The sequence below is a fragment of the Streptomyces bugieae genome, assembly GCF_036352915.1.
GTDB classification, from domain to species: Bacteria; Actinomycetota; Actinomycetes; order Streptomycetales; family Streptomycetaceae; genus Streptomyces; species Streptomyces endophytica.
Genome location: NZ_JAZBJP010000001.1, coordinates 447,578 through 465,671, shown reverse-complemented (window position 1 = coordinate 465,671; position 18,094 = coordinate 447,578). Strand labels below are relative to the sequence as shown.

Annotated in this window: 21 protein-coding genes; 14 read left to right on the top strand and 7 right to left on the bottom strand. The window is 73.2% G+C overall.

Annotated features, from left to right (window positions below):
- Window positions 1-27: 27 nt before the first annotated feature.
- The gene (locus V2J85_RS02280; RefSeq protein ID WP_261953371.1) at window positions 28-945 is read right to left on the bottom strand and encodes an EamA family transporter; all 918 of its coding nucleotides are present in this window, start codon (window positions 943-945) and stop codon (window positions 28-30) included.
- A gap of 85 nt (window positions 946-1,030) precedes the next feature.
- On the opposite strand from V2J85_RS02280, the gene V2J85_RS02275 reads away from it, so the two are divergent.
- The gene (locus V2J85_RS02275) at window positions 1,031-1,978 is read left to right on the top strand and encodes a LysR family transcriptional regulator (RefSeq protein WP_330820474.1); all 948 of its coding nucleotides are present in this window, start codon (window positions 1,031-1,033) and stop codon (window positions 1,976-1,978) included.
- Here V2J85_RS02275 and V2J85_RS02270 read toward each other — a convergent pair.
- A complete protein-coding gene (locus tag V2J85_RS02270) occupies window positions 1,972-2,172 on the bottom strand; it encodes a hypothetical protein (RefSeq protein WP_330820473.1) in 201 nt (66 codons plus the stop codon). The genes V2J85_RS02275 and V2J85_RS02270 overlap by 7 nt on opposite strands.
- Before the next feature lie 151 nt (window positions 2,173-2,323).
- Here V2J85_RS02270 and V2J85_RS02265 point away from each other — a divergent pair, with 151 nt between their 5' ends.
- The 5 genes from V2J85_RS02265 to V2J85_RS02245 all read left to right on the top strand — a co-directional run bounded on the left by V2J85_RS02265 (window position 2,324) and on the right by V2J85_RS02245 (window position 6,436).
- Entirely contained in the window at window positions 2,324-3,541 is a 1,218-nt protein-coding gene (locus V2J85_RS02265) for an AI-2E family transporter (RefSeq protein WP_410011195.1), read from the top strand.
- Window positions 3,542-3,601: 60 nt separating this feature from the next.
- Window positions 3,602-3,877 (top strand): hypothetical protein, encoded by a 276-nt coding sequence (locus tag V2J85_RS02260; protein ID WP_030409927.1) that lies wholly within the window; start codon window positions 3,602-3,604, stop codon window positions 3,875-3,877.
- Window positions 3,878-4,161: 284 nt separating this feature from the next.
- Window positions 4,162-4,353, top strand: a complete 192-nt coding sequence (gene tgmA, locus V2J85_RS02255) for a putative ATP-grasp-modified RiPP (protein ID WP_261953374.1) — start codon at window positions 4,162-4,164, stop codon at window positions 4,351-4,353.
- 6 nt (window positions 4,354-4,359) lie between these two features.
- The gene (tgmB, locus tag V2J85_RS02250) at window positions 4,360-5,286 is read left to right on the top strand and encodes an ATP-grasp ribosomal peptide maturase (RefSeq protein ID WP_261953375.1); all 927 of its coding nucleotides are present in this window, start codon (window positions 4,360-4,362) and stop codon (window positions 5,284-5,286) included.
- Window positions 5,287-5,506: 220 nt separating this feature from the next.
- The gene (locus tag V2J85_RS02245) at window positions 5,507-6,436 is read left to right on the top strand and encodes a phytoene/squalene synthase family protein (RefSeq protein WP_261953376.1); all 930 of its coding nucleotides are present in this window, start codon (window positions 5,507-5,509) and stop codon (window positions 6,434-6,436) included.
- Window positions 6,437-6,459: 23 nt separating this feature from the next.
- Here the strand turns inward: V2J85_RS02245 and V2J85_RS02240 are convergent, their stop codons facing one another.
- Window positions 6,460-7,020 carry a TetR/AcrR family transcriptional regulator gene (locus V2J85_RS02240; RefSeq protein WP_330820472.1) on the bottom strand — a complete coding sequence of 187 codons (561 nt, stop codon included), beginning with the start codon at window positions 7,018-7,020 and terminating at the stop codon, window positions 6,460-6,462.
- Between the two features lie 96 nt (window positions 7,021-7,116).
- Between V2J85_RS02240 and V2J85_RS02235 the strand changes: the two genes are divergently transcribed.
- Complete coding sequence (locus V2J85_RS02235) at window positions 7,117-7,701, top strand: DUF2867 domain-containing protein (protein ID WP_261953378.1); 585 nt, start codon at window positions 7,117-7,119, stop codon at window positions 7,699-7,701.
- A gap of 27 nt (window positions 7,702-7,728) precedes the next feature.
- Here V2J85_RS02235 and V2J85_RS02230 read toward each other — a convergent pair whose 3' ends face one another.
- Window positions 7,729-8,925 carry an MFS transporter gene (locus tag V2J85_RS02230; protein WP_330820471.1) on the bottom strand — a complete coding sequence of 399 codons (1,197 nt, stop codon included), beginning with the start codon at window positions 8,923-8,925 and terminating at the stop codon, window positions 7,729-7,731.
- 46 nt (window positions 8,926-8,971) lie between these two features.
- On the opposite strand from V2J85_RS02230, the gene pdxR reads away from it, so the two are divergent.
- From pdxR to V2J85_RS02200, 6 genes are all read left to right on the top strand, one after another.
- Window positions 8,972-10,384 (top strand): MocR-like pyridoxine biosynthesis transcription factor PdxR, encoded by a 1,413-nt coding sequence (pdxR, locus tag V2J85_RS02225; RefSeq protein ID WP_261953380.1) that lies wholly within the window; start codon window positions 8,972-8,974, stop codon window positions 10,382-10,384.
- Window positions 10,385-10,589: 205 nt separating this feature from the next.
- Window positions 10,590-11,468, top strand: coding sequence for an STAS domain-containing protein (locus tag V2J85_RS02220; RefSeq protein WP_261953381.1), 879 nt, complete (start codon window positions 10,590-10,592; stop codon window positions 11,466-11,468).
- Complete coding sequence (locus tag V2J85_RS02215) at window positions 11,465-11,875, top strand: STAS domain-containing protein (RefSeq protein WP_261953382.1); 411 nt, start codon at window positions 11,465-11,467, stop codon at window positions 11,873-11,875. The genes V2J85_RS02220 and V2J85_RS02215 overlap by 4 nt, the downstream gene beginning before the upstream one ends.
- Window positions 11,859-12,338 (top strand): ATP-binding protein, encoded by a 480-nt coding sequence (locus tag V2J85_RS02210; protein ID WP_261953383.1) that lies wholly within the window; start codon window positions 11,859-11,861, stop codon window positions 12,336-12,338. The genes V2J85_RS02215 and V2J85_RS02210 overlap by 17 nt, the downstream gene beginning before the upstream one ends.
- On the top strand, window positions 12,335-13,342 hold the full coding sequence (locus V2J85_RS02205) for a SpoIIE family protein phosphatase (protein ID WP_330820470.1): 1,008 nt from the start codon (window positions 12,335-12,337) through the stop codon (window positions 13,340-13,342). Before V2J85_RS02210 ends, V2J85_RS02205 begins: the two co-directional genes overlap by 4 nt.
- Entirely contained in the window at window positions 13,339-14,592 is a 1,254-nt protein-coding gene (locus V2J85_RS02200; RefSeq protein ID WP_261953385.1) for a PP2C family protein-serine/threonine phosphatase, read from the top strand. The genes V2J85_RS02205 and V2J85_RS02200 overlap by 4 nt, the downstream gene beginning before the upstream one ends.
- Window positions 14,593-14,625: 33 nt before the next feature.
- Here V2J85_RS02200 and V2J85_RS02195 read toward each other — a convergent pair whose 3' ends face one another.
- The 3 genes from V2J85_RS02195 to V2J85_RS02185 all read right to left on the bottom strand — a co-directional run bounded on the left by V2J85_RS02195 (window position 14,626) and on the right by V2J85_RS02185 (window position 17,322).
- Complete coding sequence (locus V2J85_RS02195) at window positions 14,626-15,075, bottom strand: ATP-binding protein (protein ID WP_330820469.1); 450 nt, start codon at window positions 15,073-15,075, stop codon at window positions 14,626-14,628.
- Window positions 15,076-15,386: 311 nt separating this feature from the next.
- Complete coding sequence (locus V2J85_RS02190) at window positions 15,387-15,971, bottom strand: GNAT family N-acetyltransferase (protein WP_330820468.1); 585 nt, start codon at window positions 15,969-15,971, stop codon at window positions 15,387-15,389.
- A gap of 58 nt (window positions 15,972-16,029) precedes the next feature.
- On the bottom strand, window positions 16,030-17,322 hold the full coding sequence (locus V2J85_RS02185) for a glycoside hydrolase family 55 protein (protein WP_261953388.1): 1,293 nt from the start codon (window positions 17,320-17,322) through the stop codon (window positions 16,030-16,032).
- Between the two features lie 43 nt (window positions 17,323-17,365).
- On the opposite strand from V2J85_RS02185, the gene V2J85_RS02180 reads away from it, so the two are divergent.
- A complete protein-coding gene (locus V2J85_RS02180; RefSeq protein WP_261953389.1) occupies window positions 17,366-18,094 on the top strand; it encodes a CDP-alcohol phosphatidyltransferase family protein in 729 nt (242 codons plus the stop codon).

The window sequence follows — 18,094 nt, the reverse complement described above, 5'->3', positions numbered from 1 at the left end:
CTGTTCTTGCGCGCAGCGGCACGGCCGTCACTCGCCGCGAGGCGGGCCCTCCGCGGACGCCGGTGCGCGGCGGCCGGTGCGGGTGGCGCCGATGCCGGCGAGGACCACGCAGACGACCCCGGCGGCCGGGCCCGCGCCGGGCAGCTGGCCGAGGGTGACGGCGCCGATGACGAGGGCGATGGCCGGTTCCAGGCTCATCAGGGTGCCGAAGGCGGTGGTGGAGAGCCGGCGCAGGGCCAGGAATTCGAGGCTGAACGGGATGACCGGGTGCAGCACCGCCAGCGCCAGACCGGTGAGCACCAGCGGCCAGGTCACCGACCCCAGGGCGGACGGTCCGGCGAACAGCGTGGCGACCAGGGCGGCCACCGGCATCGAGACGGCCAGGCCGTTCAGACCGGTGACCCGGTCACCGACGCGCTGGGTCAGCAGGATGTACCCGGCCCAGCAGGCCGCGGCGGCCAGCGCGAGCCCGAGGCCGACCGGGTCGCTCCCGCCGTGCCAGGGCTCGGTGAGCAGCACCACCCCCACCGCGGCCAGCGAGGCCCACAGCTTGCGGCCGCCCCTCGCCCCGAACATGGCCACGCCGAGCGGCCCCAGGAACTCCAGTGCGCTGGCCGTCCCCAGCGGAATGCGGGCGACCGCGCACATGAAGAGCAGCATCAGCCCGGCCGTCACCACCCCCAGTCCGAGGCAGGCGAGCAGGTCCCGGCCGGTGAAGTCGGAGCGGCGCGGGCGGACGAGGACCAGCAGGAGCACCCCCGCCCACGTCAGGCGCAGCGCCGTCGTTCCCACCGGCCCGAGCTGGTCGAAGAGCCGCACCGAGAGCGCGAGTCCCAGCTGGACGCAGCTCATCGAGGCGAGGGCCATCAGGACACCGGCATCCGTCCCGCGGAGGGCGGGGCGACGGGCGGTGGCGGGGGACGTCAGGGCGGGTGGCGCGGTCATGGCCGCCAGTAGACGGTCTCGGCATCGTTGCCGTCCACGTGCCGATCATGGACATTCCGTTCGGGAAAGCTGAACAATGGCGCGCATGGAGACCAGGCGCCTGGAACTGCTGGCCGAATTGTCCCGGCTGGGGTCGATGCGTGCCGTCGCCGAGGCCCTCGGGACGACCACCTCGACGGTCTCGCAGCAGATCGCCGCGCTCGCCCGTGAGACGGACACCACGCTCATCGAGCCGGATGGGCGCCGGGTCCGGCTGACCCCGGCGGGCCGGCGGCTGGCCGACCACGCCGTGACGATCCTCGCCGCGGTCGAGGCGGCCCGGCTCGACCTGGGGCCCGGGGCCGAGCCGCACGGCACCCTCAGGGTCGCCGGATTCGGCACGGCGATCCGTGCGTACCTGCTGCCGATCGTCACCGAGCTCGCGGCGAGCCACCCCCAGGTGCGGGTCCTCATCCGCGAGCACGAGCCCGCCGAGGCCCTGCACGCCCTCGCCGCCGACGAAACGGACCTCGCGCTCACCTACGACTACAACCTCGCACCGGCCACCCTCGACCCGTCCGTCGGCGCGACGCCGCTGTGGACCACGGAATGGGGCCTGGGCGTCCCCGCCGGTACGCAGGTCCCCGAGGGCACGGCCCTGGACGTCGTCACCCACTTCCGCGCGGAGAACTGGATCGTCAACTCCCGGAATTCCGCGGACGAGGTGGCCATCCGCACGCTCGCCTCGATGGCGGACTTCACGCCCCGGGTGACCCATCAGGCCGACAGCCTCGACCTGGTGCAGGCGATGATCGCCGCGGGGCTGGGCGTCGGGCTGCTGCCCGGGGACCTCGCGCCCTTCCCCGGCGTCCGCATCGTCCGGCTGGCGGCACCGCGGGTCGTCCTGCGCGCGTACGCCGTGGCCCGCCACGGCAGCATCAACTGGCCCCCGCTGGCGCTGGTGACCGACCTCCTCGCCCGCCGGACCGGTGCGGACACCCAACAGACCGGTGCGGACCCCCGCCCGCCGGGCCGCCCGCCGCCGGGTCAGTAGCCGCTGCCCTCCGGTGGGGCGAGGCGGATGCCGGTGCCTTCCGCGCCGGCCGTGACCACGATGTCGTCCGTGATCACCACGTCGCGGACGGCCCACGCCTCGCACCAGGTGCCCTCGGCGGGCCGCCGCGCCTGTATGGCGTGGGCGAAGGCCTCCAGCTCCGGAAGCGTGTCCTTGACTCGCCTCGGGATCATGACCGCTCGATAACCGGCCATATCCGGACACGAACGTCCTCGTGCGCTCGGGTGCCTTCGGGGGAATGCCGGTCCGCGGGCGTTCGAGAACCGCTGTGGGGTGATACCACCTCTGGGTAGGCACGGGCGCGCGGAGGGCGGTGGCGGCCAGGTGCGGAACCGACCCGGCAGGAAGCGGGAGAGCGCGTCCGGCGCCCCGGGGAGCGGCGACCGGCGGCGCGGTGCGGGCACCGTACTGCGGACCGGCCCCGCCCGGCGGGTCGTGATCGTACGCCGGACGGCGGGCGGGGCGCCGGAGCACGGCCCGGCCGAACCCGCCGGGCTGTCCCCGATGCTCCGGGCCGCCGCCGCCTACGGATGGCGCCTGATCATCGTGGGTGCGGTCGTCTACGCGGTCTTCGTGGCGCTGGGCAAGTTCCACCTGGTGACCCTGGCGGTCTTCCTGGGGCTCGTCCTGACGGCCCTTCTGGAGCCGCTGACCAGCCTGCTGAACCGCTGGATGCCCCGGTCGGTGGCGGTCGCGTCCGGTCTGCTGCTCGGCATCGTGCTGCTCTTCGGCGTGCTGAGCCTGATCGGCGCGAACGTCGCGGGGGAGTGGGCGGGCCTGCGCCGGGAGTTCGACGGCGGTGTGGCCAGGATCGAGCGATGGCTCCAGGGCCCGCCGGTCCACCTGAGCCGCGACACCCTCGCACATCTGCAGACCTGGGTCCGGCGGTTCGTCTCCACCCACCGTTCGGCGCTGATCAGTACGGCGCTGAGCGGCGTGGACCGGATCGTCGAGGCCGCGACGGTGGGCGTGCTCGCGCTGTTCTGCTCGGTCTTCTTCCTGCACTCCGGCAGCCGGATGTGGCGCTGGTTCGGCGGCCAGCTGCCCGGCGCCCGGCGCCGCCCCGTTCGCCTCGCGGGGCGCGCCGCCTGGACGACGTTCACCGGCTACACCCGCGGGATCGTCCTGGTCGCCGCGATCAACGCCGTGCTCGTGGGCGTCGCGCTGTTCATCCTGGGGGTGCCGCTCGCCGTCCCGCTGGCCGTGCTGGAGTTCTTCGCCGCCTTCATCCCGCTGGTCGGCTCGCCGGTCGCGCTGGCCGTGGCCGCCGTGGTGGCGCTGGCCGCCAAGGGCCCGGTGATCGCGCTGATCGTCGTGCTGCTGATCGTGGTCATCGGTCAGATCGAGGGCCATGTGCTGCATCCGCTCGTGATGAGCCGCGCGGTCCAGCTGCATCCGGTCGTGGTGGCGCTCTCGGTGGTCTGCGGCGCGGTCACCGCCGGCGTGGCCGGCGCGATCGTCGCGGTACCGCTCGTTTCGGTGGTGTGGTCCGTCTACGGCGTACTGCGCGCGCTCCCCGCCGCGTCCTTCCGTACCCCCTGAGCGCGGCGCGCGCCCGGACGCCGATTGCGGTCGCCGCACCGTCCGGGGCACTCTTGCGTCATGTCATACGTGCGGCTCGAAGCCTGGATCGGTGGGGAGTGGCTGGAGGTGGACTCGGTGAGCGTGAGCCTCGTGGAGTCCGCCCTCACGCTCTCCTTCGAGCACCAGCGGACCGAATCCGGCTACCGGGACCTCATCTGGGAACCGCTGGAGAAATTCCTCCGCGAGTACCGCGACGAACCGCTCGTCGTCGTACCGCGGCGACGCAATCTGCCGGTGATGTTCGGCCCCGGCGCCGCGGGGCCGTTCCGGCTCGCCGAGGTGTCGGACGGCTGACCATCGCTGACACCCCGTCAGAGGAGGCGTATTTCACGGCCATCTACGGCACGGCAGAGGGAATGCTCTCCTAGGGGCCCCGGCGCCGTGCCGTCAGACCGAACGTACCGGGTCGGCAGCTACGTTCTCACCGCATTTCCGTCAAGAGGATCGTCGGAAACGAGCAAAACTGGCAACTATTTGACCGGACTGTCGCGTCCTCCGTGCAGAGTCATCAGGTGGGGGCTCCCGTCACCACACCGCCACCGCGGCGGGTGGGAACCGGGTCTTGTAAAGGAGAAAGCATGCGACCGTTTGCGTTGAGCTACGCCCGGCCGGCGGTGACGCCGTCGACCGCCGCTCCGTACACCTATGACGCCACGCGGCAACTCAACGTACTGCCCGACGGACGCCCGGCCACCTCCAGCCGGGCCGTGCTGCTGGCCACCGGCACCACCGCGTCCACGGCCGGCTCCAAGACCCACTTCGACGACTGAGCGTCCATGACCGTCCTGGTCCTCACCTGCGAGGAGGACTTGACCGCGGACATGGTGGTCACGATCCTCCACGACCGCGGTGTCCCGCTCGTCCGCCTCGACCCGGCCGACCTGCCGGGCCGGGTCGCCCTGTCGGCGGACTACGCCCACCACTCCTTCCACGGTTACCTGAAGGCGGGCGAGCGCATGGTGAGCCTGCGCAGTCTGCGGTCGATATGGGTCCGCCGGCCCGGGACCCCCGGCACCCACGCCGCGGAACAGTCCGCCTGGCTCGCCGGGGAGGCCGAGCACGCCCTCTACGGCATGCTCACCTGCACACCGGCGCGCTGGATGAACCACCCCGTCGCGGCCGCGCAGGCCCGCTACAAGCCCTGGCAGCTGCACCTCGCCCAGCAGAGCGGTTTCACCATCCCGCCCACCCTGATCACCACCTTCCCGTCCGACGCCCGGCAGTTCGCCGCCACCCACCGCGACCTCGTGGTGAAGTCGGTCTCCGGCAAACACCCCGGCGAACCCCCGATGGTGCTGCCCACCACGCGCATCGGCCCGGACGTGGACTTCACCGGAGTGGCCGCCTCCCCCACGCTGCTCCAGCGCCACGTCCACAAGCAGGCCGACATCCGGCTCACCTGCGTCGGCGGCCGGCTCTTCGCCGCCCGCAAGCAGGCCGATCCGGACGAGGTCGACAGCCGCTTCACCCAGAACGCCGCCTGGAAGCCCACCGAGGTCCCCGACACGGTCCGGCGCTCGGTGGCCACGTACCTGCGCCTCGCCCAGATCTCCTACGGCGCGTTCGACTTCGCGGAGGACCGGGAGGGGGCCTGGTGGTTCCTGGAATGCAACCAGGGCGGCCAGTTCGGCTTCGTCCAGCTCGAGACCGACCAGCCCATCGCCCAGGCCATCGCCACCTGGCTGGCGGAGGAACCGGAGTGACACCGGTACCTTCCACACCGGGCTCCGCGGCCTCGAACCGGGTCCCGGAACGACGGGCTCAGCGCGGCGGCAGCGCCCCGGCATACGGCGATTGTCGCCCGTACGGGGCGCTGAGGGGGGTGGGGCGGTACGGCGAGTGTGCCGGGGCGGCGTGCCACCCGGTGCGAAATCTCCCGCGCAGGTCGTCTAGGGTCGTCGCGGCACCAATGAGGGGAGCGGTATGGCCGGCTGGCCGGTGACACTCGACCGGGCGGGGATCACGGACCCGTCGCTGCGGCGCGACTACACCGAACAGCGCCGCCTGGTCGCGCGGTTCGCCCGCGCCGAATACACCGCGGTGCGGCTGCTGCTCCCCCCTGCGCTGGTCCCCGATGTCCTCGCCGCCACGGCCTTCATGCACCACACGGACGACCGGATCGACCAGGGGCCCGTGGCGGAGCGTGCCGCGGCCCTCGCCGAATGGGACGGACAGGTACGAACGGCGCTCGCGGGCGGCCCGGCGGACGAGCCGTTGTTGCGCGCGCTGCGGCACACCGTCACCCGGCACCCCCAACTGGAGCCGTACGTAAGGGCGTTCCTGGCCGGGGCGGCCGCGGACCTGGACTGGGCAGGGTTCGCCACCGAGCGGGACTTCCAGGACTACATCGACGCCTATTCGTTGCCCGCCTTCATGCTCCTCACCTGCCTGCTCGCGCCCGAGACCGGTACGGAGGCGTACGTGGCGGGCTGCCGCAGCTTCATCGAGGCGATGCAGCGCCTCGACTTCCTGGACGACATCGCCGAGGACCTGCCGCAGGGGCGGCTCGGCATCCCCCAGGACGCCCTGGCCCGGCACGGGCTCACCCACCACGACCTGACCGAGGCCGGTCCCGCCGCCCGTACCGCCTTCGCGGCCCTGGTGCCGGAGCAACTGGCGCTGGTCCGGACCGGGTTGTCGGCCTCGTGCGACCTGGTCGAGCGGGTGGCGGCACCCGGCCGGCCGCTCGTTCGCGCGCTGCTCGCCCTGCAGGAACTGCGGGTGCGCACGGTGCAACGGAAGGGCGCGGCCCTGCTCGCCGGCGCCACCCGGCCGCCGGTCGCCGGTGCGCTCGGGGTCCTGGCCCGGGAATACCGGGCGGCGCGCAACCGGCGGCTTCCCGTGCGGGTCTGAGAGAGCATCGTCCAAAGGGGCGGCTACCGCAGCAGCCATTTCGCGGTCATCCCCATCACCTCCGCGCGGCTGCGCGGGCCGTGGTCGGCGGCGATGAAGTGGTTGCCGATCCGCAGCGAGAAGGCGAGCAGGCTGCGTACCTCGACCTCGTCCTCGTCGGCGCAGAGCGGGCCGAACAGCGAACGCAGGTACGCCATGCGCCGGTTGTCGACGCGCCGCAGCCGCCGGGCGACGGCCTCGTCGCGCCGGGCCCAGTCGCGGACCGCGAGGTCGGCCGCGGTGCCCCGCAGCGGCCCCTCCGTGGACGACGAGGCGATCGCGAACAGCCGCTCCAGCTTGGCCCTGGCGTCCCCGCCTCCGCTCTCGACCTGCTCGATCACCTCATCGGTGACCGCGCGCTCCCAGGCGTCGAGCATTTCGGTGAGCAGGGCCTCCCGATTGCTGAAGTACCCGTAGAAGCCGCCCTTGCTGACGCCGAGGGCCTGTGCCAAGGCCTCGATCCGGACGGCTTCGGGGCCGCCCGCGGAGAGCGCGCGCAGTCCTTCCTCGATCCACTTGCCGCGCGGCGTGCGGGTCACGCCCATGCTGCGTCTCCTCTCACTTCTCGCCCGGTCTATACGAAGCCGTATAGACCGGTGCTAGCCTAGATCTATACGCCACCGTATAGATAGGGGCCGGCCATGAGACTCCCCAGCACCGCGCACACCTCCCGTCCCTGGCGCATCCATGAGATCGCCGGGGACTTCCAGGTCGAGGACGTGTGGGCGCTCCCCACGCCCGGCGGTCCGGACGATCTCGCGCGCCTGGTGCGCCAGTTCAGCGGCGGTGCACCCGAACGCGGGGCCCACCACTTCTCCCTCGTACCGCGGGCCCTCTTCGCCGCGCGGTGGGCGCTCGGACACCTCTTCGGGTGGGACAAGCCGGTCGCCGGTCCCGGCAGCCGGAAGTGGACGCTGCGGGACCGGCTGCCGGCCGACCTCCGCGACGGCCCGCGGGGACCCGACCTCCGCGCGGTGCCGTTGACCTCCGTCTACCTGACGCACGACGAGTGGGTGGCCGAGATCGCCAACCGGACCGTGCGGGCGGTGATGCACATCGGCTGGGTCCCGGACGGAGCCGACGGCTACCGCGGGCAGATGGCCGTCCTCGTCAAGCCCAACGGGCCGTTCGGCACCCTCTACATGGCGGCCATCAAGCCCTTCCGCTACCTGGGCGTCTACCCGGCGCTGTTCCGCGGGACCGGCCGCAGGTGGCAGGAGAGCTGACGCACCGGACCTCGCGCGGACGCACCGTCAACCGCCGTGGCGCGGCCCGGCGGTGCGGTCGCGCCGGGCCGGGACGAGCGCTGCCAGCATCAGGACGGCGGTGATCGCGAAGGCCGCCGGATAGCCCGTCCACCCGGCGAGCACCCCGAAGCCGGCCGCGCCCACGCCCATGCCCGCGTCGTACGCGACGTTCCACAGCGCGCTCACCGTGCCGTAACCGGAAGCGGGCACGCGGGCGAACATCAGCGTCAGGGTGGCGTTCTGCGCGATGCCGAATCCGGTGCCGAAGACGGCGACACCGGCGAGCACGGCGACCGGGCTGTCCGTCAGCGCGAGGCCGAGCGTTCCGGCGGCGGACAGCAGCAGACCGGGCAGCACCAGCCGGGAGGGCCCGTGCCGGTCGCCGTACCTGCCGGCGACCCAGCGCGCGACGACCGCGGCGAGCGGCTGGACGAACAGCGCCACCGCGACCACGCCGGCCGAGCCGGACGCCACGGCGAGCGGCAGGAACGTCACGATGATCCCGGCCGCGAGCGCGGTGGTCCCGAAGACCGCCGCGGGCCGCAGCAGCGCCCCGTCGCGCAGCCCGGCGACCACACCCACCGACGGCCCCGCCGTCACCTCCCGGTCGGGCAGTCCGGGCACCGCGGCGACCGACACCAGCGCGACCAGCCCGGCGGCCACCGCGACCGGGCCGTACCCCACCTGCGCCACCAGCCACACGCCCAACGGCAGGCCGCACAGCGACGGCACCGCCGAGACGACGCCGACCAGCGCCAGCCCCTCCCCGCGGCGCGCGGCCGGTATGAGCGAGGCGGTCAGCGCGCCACCCGCGACGACGGCCGCCGCGAACCCCAGCCCGCGCAGGAAACAGACGACGACGATCCCCGCCATTCCGCCCGAGAGGGGCAGTACCAGCGCGGGTGCCCCCAGGAGGAACAGGCCACCGCCCAGTACCACCCGGTAGCCGAAGCGGCCCACCAGGCAGGGAGTGGCCAACTCCCCCAGGACCGTGGCCAGCATCAGCGTTCCGGTGGCCAGGCCCGGCGCCCCGCTGCCCCCGCCGGACGCCTCGGCGTACCGCGGCACGACCGGCAACAGCAGGAAGAAGCTCGCGGAGGCACCGACCATGCTCACGAAGCGCAGCAGCAGCGCGCGGGTCACCAGCCGCGGCCGCACACCGGCCGTGTTGTCCGGGCAACGGGGGTCCATCGATGTGGTCATGGGGCGACGCTAAAGTCCGGGTGGACCCCCGGTAAGCTCCAATTCCGTGCCGCCACAGTGGTCCGGTCTGTCGCCCGATCTCCTGGTAGCCGTCGACCGGAACAGCGGCGAACCGCTGCGCTCCCAGGTGGAACGCCAACTGCGGGACGCCATCCGCACCGGCCGGCTCCAGGTCGGCGAACGGCTGCCCTCCTCCCGCCAACTCGCCCACGAGGCCGGCCTGTCCCGCGGCCTGGTGCAGGACTGCTACGCCCAGCTCCAGGCCGAGGGCTACCTCGTGACCCGGGTCGGCTCCGCCACCAGGGTCGCCGCCGGCGCCTGCGTACCACCGTCGCCGGCCCCGCCGTCCCACCCCGAACCCCCGCGCCTGCTCGCCGACTTCCGCTGGGGCGTCCCCGACCTCCGGTCCTTTCCGCTCGGCGACTGGCTGTGGGCGATGCGCGAGGCGGGGCGCACCCTGCCCACCGCGGAACTCGACTACGGCGACCCGCGCGGCAGCGCCGTGCTCCGCGACGTCCTCGCGGGCTATCTGCGCCGGGTACGGGCCGGCGCGGCCGCCCCCGAACGGCTCGTGATCTGCTCCGGCTACGCCCAGGGCCTCGGCCTGGCCCTGCGCGCCCTGGCACGGGCCGGCATCCGCACCGTCGCCCACGAGGACCCCGGCTCACCGGCCACCCTCACCGCGGCCGCGGCCGCGGCCGGCCTGTCGGCGGTGCCCGTACCGGTGGACGAGCAGGGCATCGACGTCGCGGCGCTGGCCGCCACCGACGCCCGGGCCGTCGTGGTCACGCCCGCCCACCAGTGGCCGACCGGAGTGGTCCTCGCCCCCGAGCGGCGGCTGGCCGTGCTCGACTGGGCGGAGCGCCGGGACGGCTTCGTCATCGAGGACGACTACGACGCGGAATTCCGCTACGACCGGGAGCCGGTCGGGTCGTTGCAGGGACTCGCGGCCGACCGGGTCCTGGCCATCGGCACCGTCAGCAAGTCCCTCGCCCCGGCGCTGCGCCTCGGCTGGCTCCTCTGCCCGCCCGCCCTGGCCGAACCCGTCAGCGCGCTCAAGCAACTGGCCGACCGCGGTTCCCCGACGCTCGACCAGCTGGCTCTGGCGAAGCTGATCGAGTCCGGCAGGTACGACCGGCAGTTGCGCCGGATGCGGACGGTCTACGCGGCCCGCCGGGACGCCCTGGTGGCGGCGCTGGCCACTCATGCCCCCGGCGTCGCGGTGACCGGCCTGGCAGCGGGCTTCCACGCCGTCGCCCACCTCGCACCCGAGACCGACGAGCAGACCGTGATCGCCGCCGCCCGTACCCGGTCCGTCGGCCTGCACGGCATGAGCGCCTGCCGCTCGACGGGCGCCACCGCACCCGCCCAACTGGTCCTCGGTTTCGGCGATCTCGGTGAGCGCGCGATCACGGCCGGTATCGCCGCGATCGGGGACCTGCTGGGCGGCCCGGGCTGAGGGCGGCCAAGCCAGGACGAATTCCTGCCCGCGCACCGGTCGGCCCGCACTCTTCCTGATCGGACCGCCTCGAACTGGGCATCCTGATACGTGACCGCCTCGGTAGCATTGCCGGCGGCGAGGAAGATCGCGAGCGGCCGGGGGCGGCTCGCGCGGAACGACCGGGGCGGCACCGCCCTGGTAAATCGTCAGAAAGGATTGGGGTTTGCGTACCACCGAGGCGGCAGCACGGGAGCGCATCGCGGGGGCGTTGCGCACGGAGGCCGACGACATCGCCGACCGCTGGGTGCAGTTGCAGCTGGCCCGGGCGGCCTCGGGGGACGGGGTCGGCGAGAGCGCACTGCGCGAGGAGGCCGACGCACTGCTCGGCGCCCTGCTCGCCGGTCTGGAGGGCGACCTCCCGGTGGACCGGGTCTTCACCGGCCACCAGGCGCTGCGGCAGGCGGTGTCCGACCTCTCGCTGCGCCGGGCCCGCAACGGCGTGACCCCCACCGTGACCTCGCTCGCGGTGATGGCGCTGAAGGAAGCGCTGATGGAGGCCGTACAGCGGCAGACCCGGGACGGCGACGAGCTCTTCGCCGCCTCCGTCCTCACGAACCGTCTGCTGGACACCGCCGGCGCACTGTCCTTCGAGACCTACGTCGACGGCCGGGAAGAGATCATCCGCAGGCAGAGCCGGCAGCTGCTCGAAGTCTCCACGCCCGTGGTGCGGTTGTGGCGCCAGGTGCTCGCCGTCCCCCTGATCGGCACCCTGGACACCGCCCGCACCCAGGTCGTGATGGAGAACCTCCTGGAGGCCATCCAGGAGCACGAGGCGCTGGTCGCCATCATCGACATCACCGGCGTGCCCACGGTCGACACGGCCGTGGCCCAGCACCTGATGCAGACCGTCAACGCGGTACGGCTGATGGGCTCGGACTGCGTGATCAGCGGGATCCGGCCGCCGATCGCCCAGACCATCGCCCAGCTCGGCATCGACCTGTCCACCATCCTCACCCGCGCCACCCTCGCCGACGCACTGGCCACCGCGATCCGGCTCACCGACGCCGCGCCGGCCCTGACCGGACCGGGGACGGAGCGATGAGCAGCCCGCCCGCCACCGGAGTGCCGATCCTGCGCCTCGGGGACGTCCTGGTCACCGGGCTCCTCAACGAGCTCGACGACGAGGCCGCCCTGCGCTTCACCAGCGAGCTCATGGAGCGGATCGCCACCGAGGGAGCCCGCGGGGTGCTGATCGACATCTCCCGGCTGGAGATCATCGACTCCTTCGTCGCCCGCACGCTGATGGAACTCACCACCACCGCCCGCCTGTTGGGCGCCCGGGTCATCGTGGCCGGCATGCGCCCGCCGGTGGCCATCACGCTCGCCGAGTTGGGACTGCAGCTGACCGGGGTGGAAACCGCCCTCAACGCGGAACAGGGCATGGCGGCCCTGGGCTGGCACCAGAGCCCGGCGCCACCCGGAGAGGTACGCCATGACCGGCGCCGGTGAGTCCGGGGGCACGACCGTGCTCGGGGACGCGGAACGCCGCGCGGCCAACGGCGAGGCCGCCGCCCGGCCGGTCACGTACGCCGTGCGCAGCGAACAGGACCTGCTGACGGTCCGTCATGCCGTGCGGGCCGCCACCCGCCGCGCCGGCTTCAGCATCGTCGACCAGACCAGGGTCGTCACCGCCGCCAGCGAACTCGCCCGCAACGCCTACGTCCACGGCGGCGGGGGAGCCCTCACCATCGACTACCCGACCCGGCGGGACGCGGTCGGTCTGCGGCTGACCGTCACCGACGACGGCCCCGGCATCGACGACGTCCCCACCGCGCTCGCCGACGGCTACACCACCGGCAACGGCCTCGGACACGGCCTGGGCGGCGCCCGGCGGTTGATGGACGAATTCGACATCCGCACCGAGGTGGGCGGCGGGACGACCGTGACGGCCACACGGTGGGCCGTACGATGACCGCCCCGCCGCCCACGGCGTGCGTCCCCATCGACCACTACAGCGCCGTCCACGTCGCCGCGGAGACCGCCCGCGCGCTGGCCCGGGACGGCGCGCTGCCCGCACCGCTGCCCGACCAGGCCGCCGTCCTCGCCTCCGAACTGGGCAGCAACCTCGCCAAACACGCGGTCAACGGCGCCCTGTACGTCCAGCGGACCCCGCTCGGCGACGGCGTGGAGATCCTCGCCGCCGACCGCGGGCCGGGCATGCCGGAGCTCGGGCGGTGCCTGGCCGACGGCTACACCACCACCGACACCCTCGGCGCGGGCCTGGGCGCGGTCGGCCGGATCGCCACCACCTTCACGATCCGCAGTGCCGCGACCGACGGGACCTTCGCCTGCGCCCGGCTCACCCCGTCCGCCCGCCTCGCCACCGACCTGCACGGCCTCGGGGCGGTCTGCCTCCCGGCCGCCGGCGAACGGTTCAGCGGTGACGCCTGCGCCGTCGCCGACGGGCCGGACGCCCGCACCGCCCTCGTCGTCGACGGACTGGGCCACGGCCCGCAGGCCGCCGAGGCCGCCCAGCTCGCGGTACGCACCTTCCAGCGCGAGCCGCACGCCCCGCTGCCCGACATCCTGCATGCCGTCCACCGCGCCCTGCGCCACACCCGCGGCGCCGCCGCCGGACTGCTGCGGCTGCACCCGGACCGCGCCGAGTACTGCGGGGTCGGCAACGTCCGCGCCCTGGTGGTCACCCCTGACGGCGTCCACCACCAGCTCACCGGGCAGCCCGGCGTGGCCGGCCTGAACCTGCCCCGCGCCCACCCCCGGGAGCTGCCCATGGAGGACGGGGCCACCGCCGTGCTGCAGACCGACGGCCTGGACCACCGCTGGACCCGCACCCCGCCGCCGTTCCTGCTGCGCCTGCCGCCGCCCCTGCTCGTGGCCGCCCTGGCCCACGGCCACCGCCGTACCAGGGACGACGCGACCGTCCTTGCCGCCAACCGCTATCAGAGACCCTTGTGACCCCACGCGTACTCCACACCCTCCCGGCGCTCCAGCAGGCCGTCCGCGGGCTGGCCGAATCCAGTGCGCTGCCCGTCGAGACCCGGGCGCGTCTGGTGCTCGCCGTGAGCGAATCGGCCGGTGCCGCGCTCGATGCCGGCCAGGCGGTGACCCTGGAGGTCACCCGCGAGGTCGGCCGGGGCCGGCGCGGCGCGCCCGCGCTCGTCCTCACCCTCCGCACCCCGGACGCCACCCGCCCCCCGCGCGCCGGGCACTCCCCGCTGCCGGCCCGCACCGGCCCCGACGGGGCACTGACCTGGCGCGTCCCGCTCTCCGAGACCGGCGGCGGGCCGGCAGCGCACCGCCCGCACGGCGCCGCGGACACCGCGACGACCGAGACCGCCGCGCTGGAGGAGGAACTGCGGGCGGCCCTGGGCCGGGTGGACGCCCTCGTGGCCGAAAAGCGCCGGCTGACCGAGGAACTGGAGGAGACCAACACCGGGGTGCTGGCCCTCTACGTCCAGCTCGAAGAGCGCGACGAGCGGCTCCGCAACGCCCACGGCCAGACGCTGCGCGAACTCGAGGACGCCCTGCGGCCACCGCCGCTCACCCTCGACGGCCTGGAGCTCGCCGTCCACTACGCACCGGCCGGCACCGACGCCCCCACCGGCGGAGACCTCTACGACTGGTTCCTGCTCCCGGACGGCACCGTGCACATCACCATCGTCGACGCCCTCGGCCACGGCGTGCGCAGCACCCGCAGCGCGCTCAACGTCACCCACGCGGTTCGCACCCTGGCCCTCGAAGGCCACCCCCTGGAATCGATCGTGGCGCGCGCCCACGAGATCCTCACCCCCTTCGACCCCGATCTGATGGCCACGGTCCTGCTCGCCCGGCTCCACCCCGCCACCGGCGAACTGCACCTGGCCAACGGCAGCCACCCGCCGGCGCTGGTGGTCCGCCACGACGGGACCGCGGAATTCCTGGAGGTACGCGGCCGCGGCGTGGGCTTCCCGCTGCCCGGTAGCGAACGGCTGCTGCGCGCCCGGCTGGACGAGCAGGACCTGCTGGTGCTCTACACCGACGGCCTCACCGAGAGCCGCCGGGACCCGCTGGAGGGCGAACAGCGGCTGATCGAGAGCGTGTTACAGCACCGGCACCGCCCGATAAGGGAGATCCCCGGTGCCCTGGCGGAGGACATGCACGCGGTCATCCTGCACTCCGACGACACCCTCGCGCTGACCCTCCGCCGGACCCCGCAGCCGGGGTAGGCAAGAGCACCGCGGGTGTTCACGGGTGGGCACTCACCGGGCCCGCCGGCGGCACGGGATCAGTGCGTGCACCGTCTTGCCCTGGTCCGTCAGGCACACCGACGTGGCGATCGCGAGCCGCTGGACCATCGGCCAGCCGAACCCCCCGGTGTCGCCGTCGACATCGGGCGCCCGTCCCACGGGCGGACGGCAGGACGCGTCGGTCACGCCCACCGCGAGCGCGTCGCCGCAGACGGCCAGCCGCAGCGAACACGAGGAACCGGCCGCGTGCCGTACGGAGTTGGTGACGAGCTCGCAGACCACGAGCACCACCGCGTCGGCGGCGCCGTCGTCCACCGGGGGCCGCAGGCCCGCCAGGAACTTCCGGGTGACGTCGCGCGCCGTGGCGGCCGCCCTGGGCCGCCTGGCCAGCGTCGTCACCTGTGCCGACGGCGAGGGGGCCGACGGCGTCGTGCCGTGGTGCCGGGCCGTGGTGCTGCTCAACAGGATCACCTCGTTCGTGTCGTCCTCGAGACGTGCCACCGGGCCGCCACATCGTCCTCCCGCGCACGTCTCCGGTCCGCCGGCCGTCGTCCGCCGGCCATTCCGTGTGCCCTACACGGAGAGTCACTCCTCTCGTGCGTCCATCGCAGCGCAAGTCAAGAGCATGGCCCTGACCTGCTGTTCCGTCAGCCTCTTCGGTTGCGGATCGTTCCTACCCTGGTCACCCTGCGTTAATCCGCCCGCCGGTGAAGGATCGTCGGATCCCACGACCGCGGGAGGCAACTGCTGCCCGGACCACGCCCGCCGACGCCTCACCAGAGCCGGTCGATCGTCCCCGGATACAGCGCGAGACGGGTATGCCGGAACGCGGCGTGGTGCCGCCGGGCCTCGGCGGAGAAGAAGGCGGCCATGGTGACCTTGTCGAAGGGAGGCCGGTCGCTGGAGAGGGGGCACTGCGGAGTGCCGCCGATGAGGTGGGTGCCGGGCAGCAGCCGCCAGCCCGCGCTCCGGTAGAACGGTTCGAGGGGCCGGTCGCAGGTGAACACGCCCAGATCCAGGCCCGCATCGCCCATGGCCGTACGGGCGGCGGCCACCAGCCGCCGGCCGTATCCCCTGCCGCGTACGGCGGACCGGGTCACGACCGTGCTCAGTCCGCCCGCCCGGTAGCGCCGGCCCGCGTGCACCAACGGCTTGGACAGTACGTCCAGCGCCGCCACCACGGTGCCGTCGTCGTCGACGAGCAGCATCGAGCGGGGATGCAGCGCCGGATCGTGGGTGAGGGTGGGGTGTGGGCCGGGGGAGGGCTCGGCCGGGGGCCAGGCCTGGCGCTGGAGGTCCAGGACCTGCGCGCGCAGTGCTGCGGGAGTGTCCGCTTCCGGGAAGGACAGGATCTGCATGCGGTGATCGTGCCTGTCCGCACTCCGCACCGAAAGCGCGTTTTCGCCCGCGGGCGGCTCAGGTCCCCAGACAGTCGACGAACGACACCCGCCCGCCCGCGCCCTCGATGAAGTCCTGCGCGGAGTGGTTGCGCAGCAGGCACATGTCGTAGCGGGCCTTCGGGCCGCCGCCGGCGTCCTCCTCGTAGAAGTGCTTCCCGGACAGCTGGCACGAGTCGTAACGCACCAACGGGCCCCGGGGGCCGATGCGGTAGCGGTGCGGGCGGCTCGTCTCCGCGAACGGCTTGAAGGAGTGGGCGGTGTCGTCGCAGTCGTTGAAGTGCACCGTGCCGCTGTCCCAGGCGCAGTCGATCACGACGGTGTCCGGGCCGCGCACCTCGAAGCGGATGTCCTCGGCGTGGAAGCGCTGGACGGAGTCGTGGTGCGGGCCGCGCGGGAAACGGAAGAAGGTGCTGGTCCGACCGTAGTCGGGGGAGTCGCCGGGGCGGCGGCCGGTGATGATGTACGAACCGCCGCGGCAGGTGACCGAGCCCCCGTAGGGGAACTCCAGGAAATTCCCCCAGGAGTACTCGACCTTCATGTCGGTGAACCAGTAGTTGAGGAACTGGTCCTGCTGCGACCGGTCCGGCGACTTCTGCGACAGCCCGGAGTAGAGGAACGCCTTGCGGTAGGAGCCGCCCACCCGGCACGCGTCCCAGCGCATCTCGGAGTTGGTGTTGCTGCCGTCGAGGGCCAGCCCGTAGGTCCACTCACCGGTCCACTCACACTCGGAGAAGCGGTAGTCCTGGGCCTGGCCGGTCGAGAACGAGTAGAAGAACGAGGCACCGGGCGTGGCGGAGCGGAAGGCGATCTGCTCGAACATCACATTCGCCCAGCCGTCCTCGTTGCGGCACAGATAGGCGTCCTCGGACCGGGACGGCGCGAAGATCAGCTGCGTCATCCGCTTCCCGGCCCCGCGGAACCGCAGGCCGTTCGCCTTGAGCTTGCCGGCCGGCGCGTTGAGCAGCGCATGCGGTGACCGGATCAGGTACGTCCCGGCCGGAATGTCGATCACGGTCCGGCCGATGTGGTCCCAGACCCGGCCGGCCGCGTAGGCGTAGGCCCGGGCGAACGCACGGCTGTCGTCGGTGCGGCCGTCCCCCTTGGCGCCGCAGTCCGCCACCACGTCGATGACGTCCTTGCCCTTGGGCTTGCGGCCCGTGACCAGCGGCCCCTGCGGGGCGTCGTCGGACGGCTGCCCGGAGGGCGCGGCGTCGCAGCCGGCCAGGGCGGCCGCGAGCGCGGCGGCCGTACCCGCCAGCACCGTCCGGCGGCCGGCACCACCATTTGACGGAGAGGTCCTGCCTGCCATGATGTGCTCCTCCGGGGGGTCCATTTCATCGAGTGGGGGGGACATGAGTCAGTTCGGATATGCGCTCAGGGAACTGTCGGCGGCCCAGAAATCCGCGAAGGGGGTGTCCCTGTATTCGCGCTATGTGAACCGGCCGGCCGGCCGGATACTGGCCGCGGCGGGCTACTGCCTGAAACTCACGCCCAATCAGGTCACGCTCATCAGCGCGGCCGTGACCTTCGCCGGAGTGGTGCTGATCGCGGCGCTCCGGCCCTCGCCCGCCGCGGCGCTCGGAATCGTCGTGGCACTGGTGCTGGGTTTCGCGCTGGATTCGGCCGACGGTCAGCTCGCCCGCTTGACCGGGGCCGGCAGCGCCGCGGGGGAGTGGCTGGACCATGTGGTCGACTGCGCGAAGATGCTCGCCGTCCACATGGCCGTACTCATCGCCTTCTACCGTCACTTCGGATTCTCCGACCCGGTGTTCCTGCTGCTGCCGGTGGCCTTCCAATTCGCCGCGGTGATGGTCTTCTTCGGCGGAATCCTCACCGACCAGCTCAAGCGCGCCGAGCGGCTGCGGAACGGCGCGGACCGCCCCGCCGCGGCACCGGTGTCCACCCTGCGTGCCGTGGCCCTGCTCCCCGTCGACTACGGCGTGTTCTGCGCGGCGTTCCTGCTCTTCGGCAGCCGTGATCTGTTCGTCGTGGCGTACTGCGCGCTGCTCGCCGCCCATCTCCTCTTCATGGTGGCGTTCCTCGTCAAGTGGTACCGGGAACTGTCCGTACCCGCCCGCTGA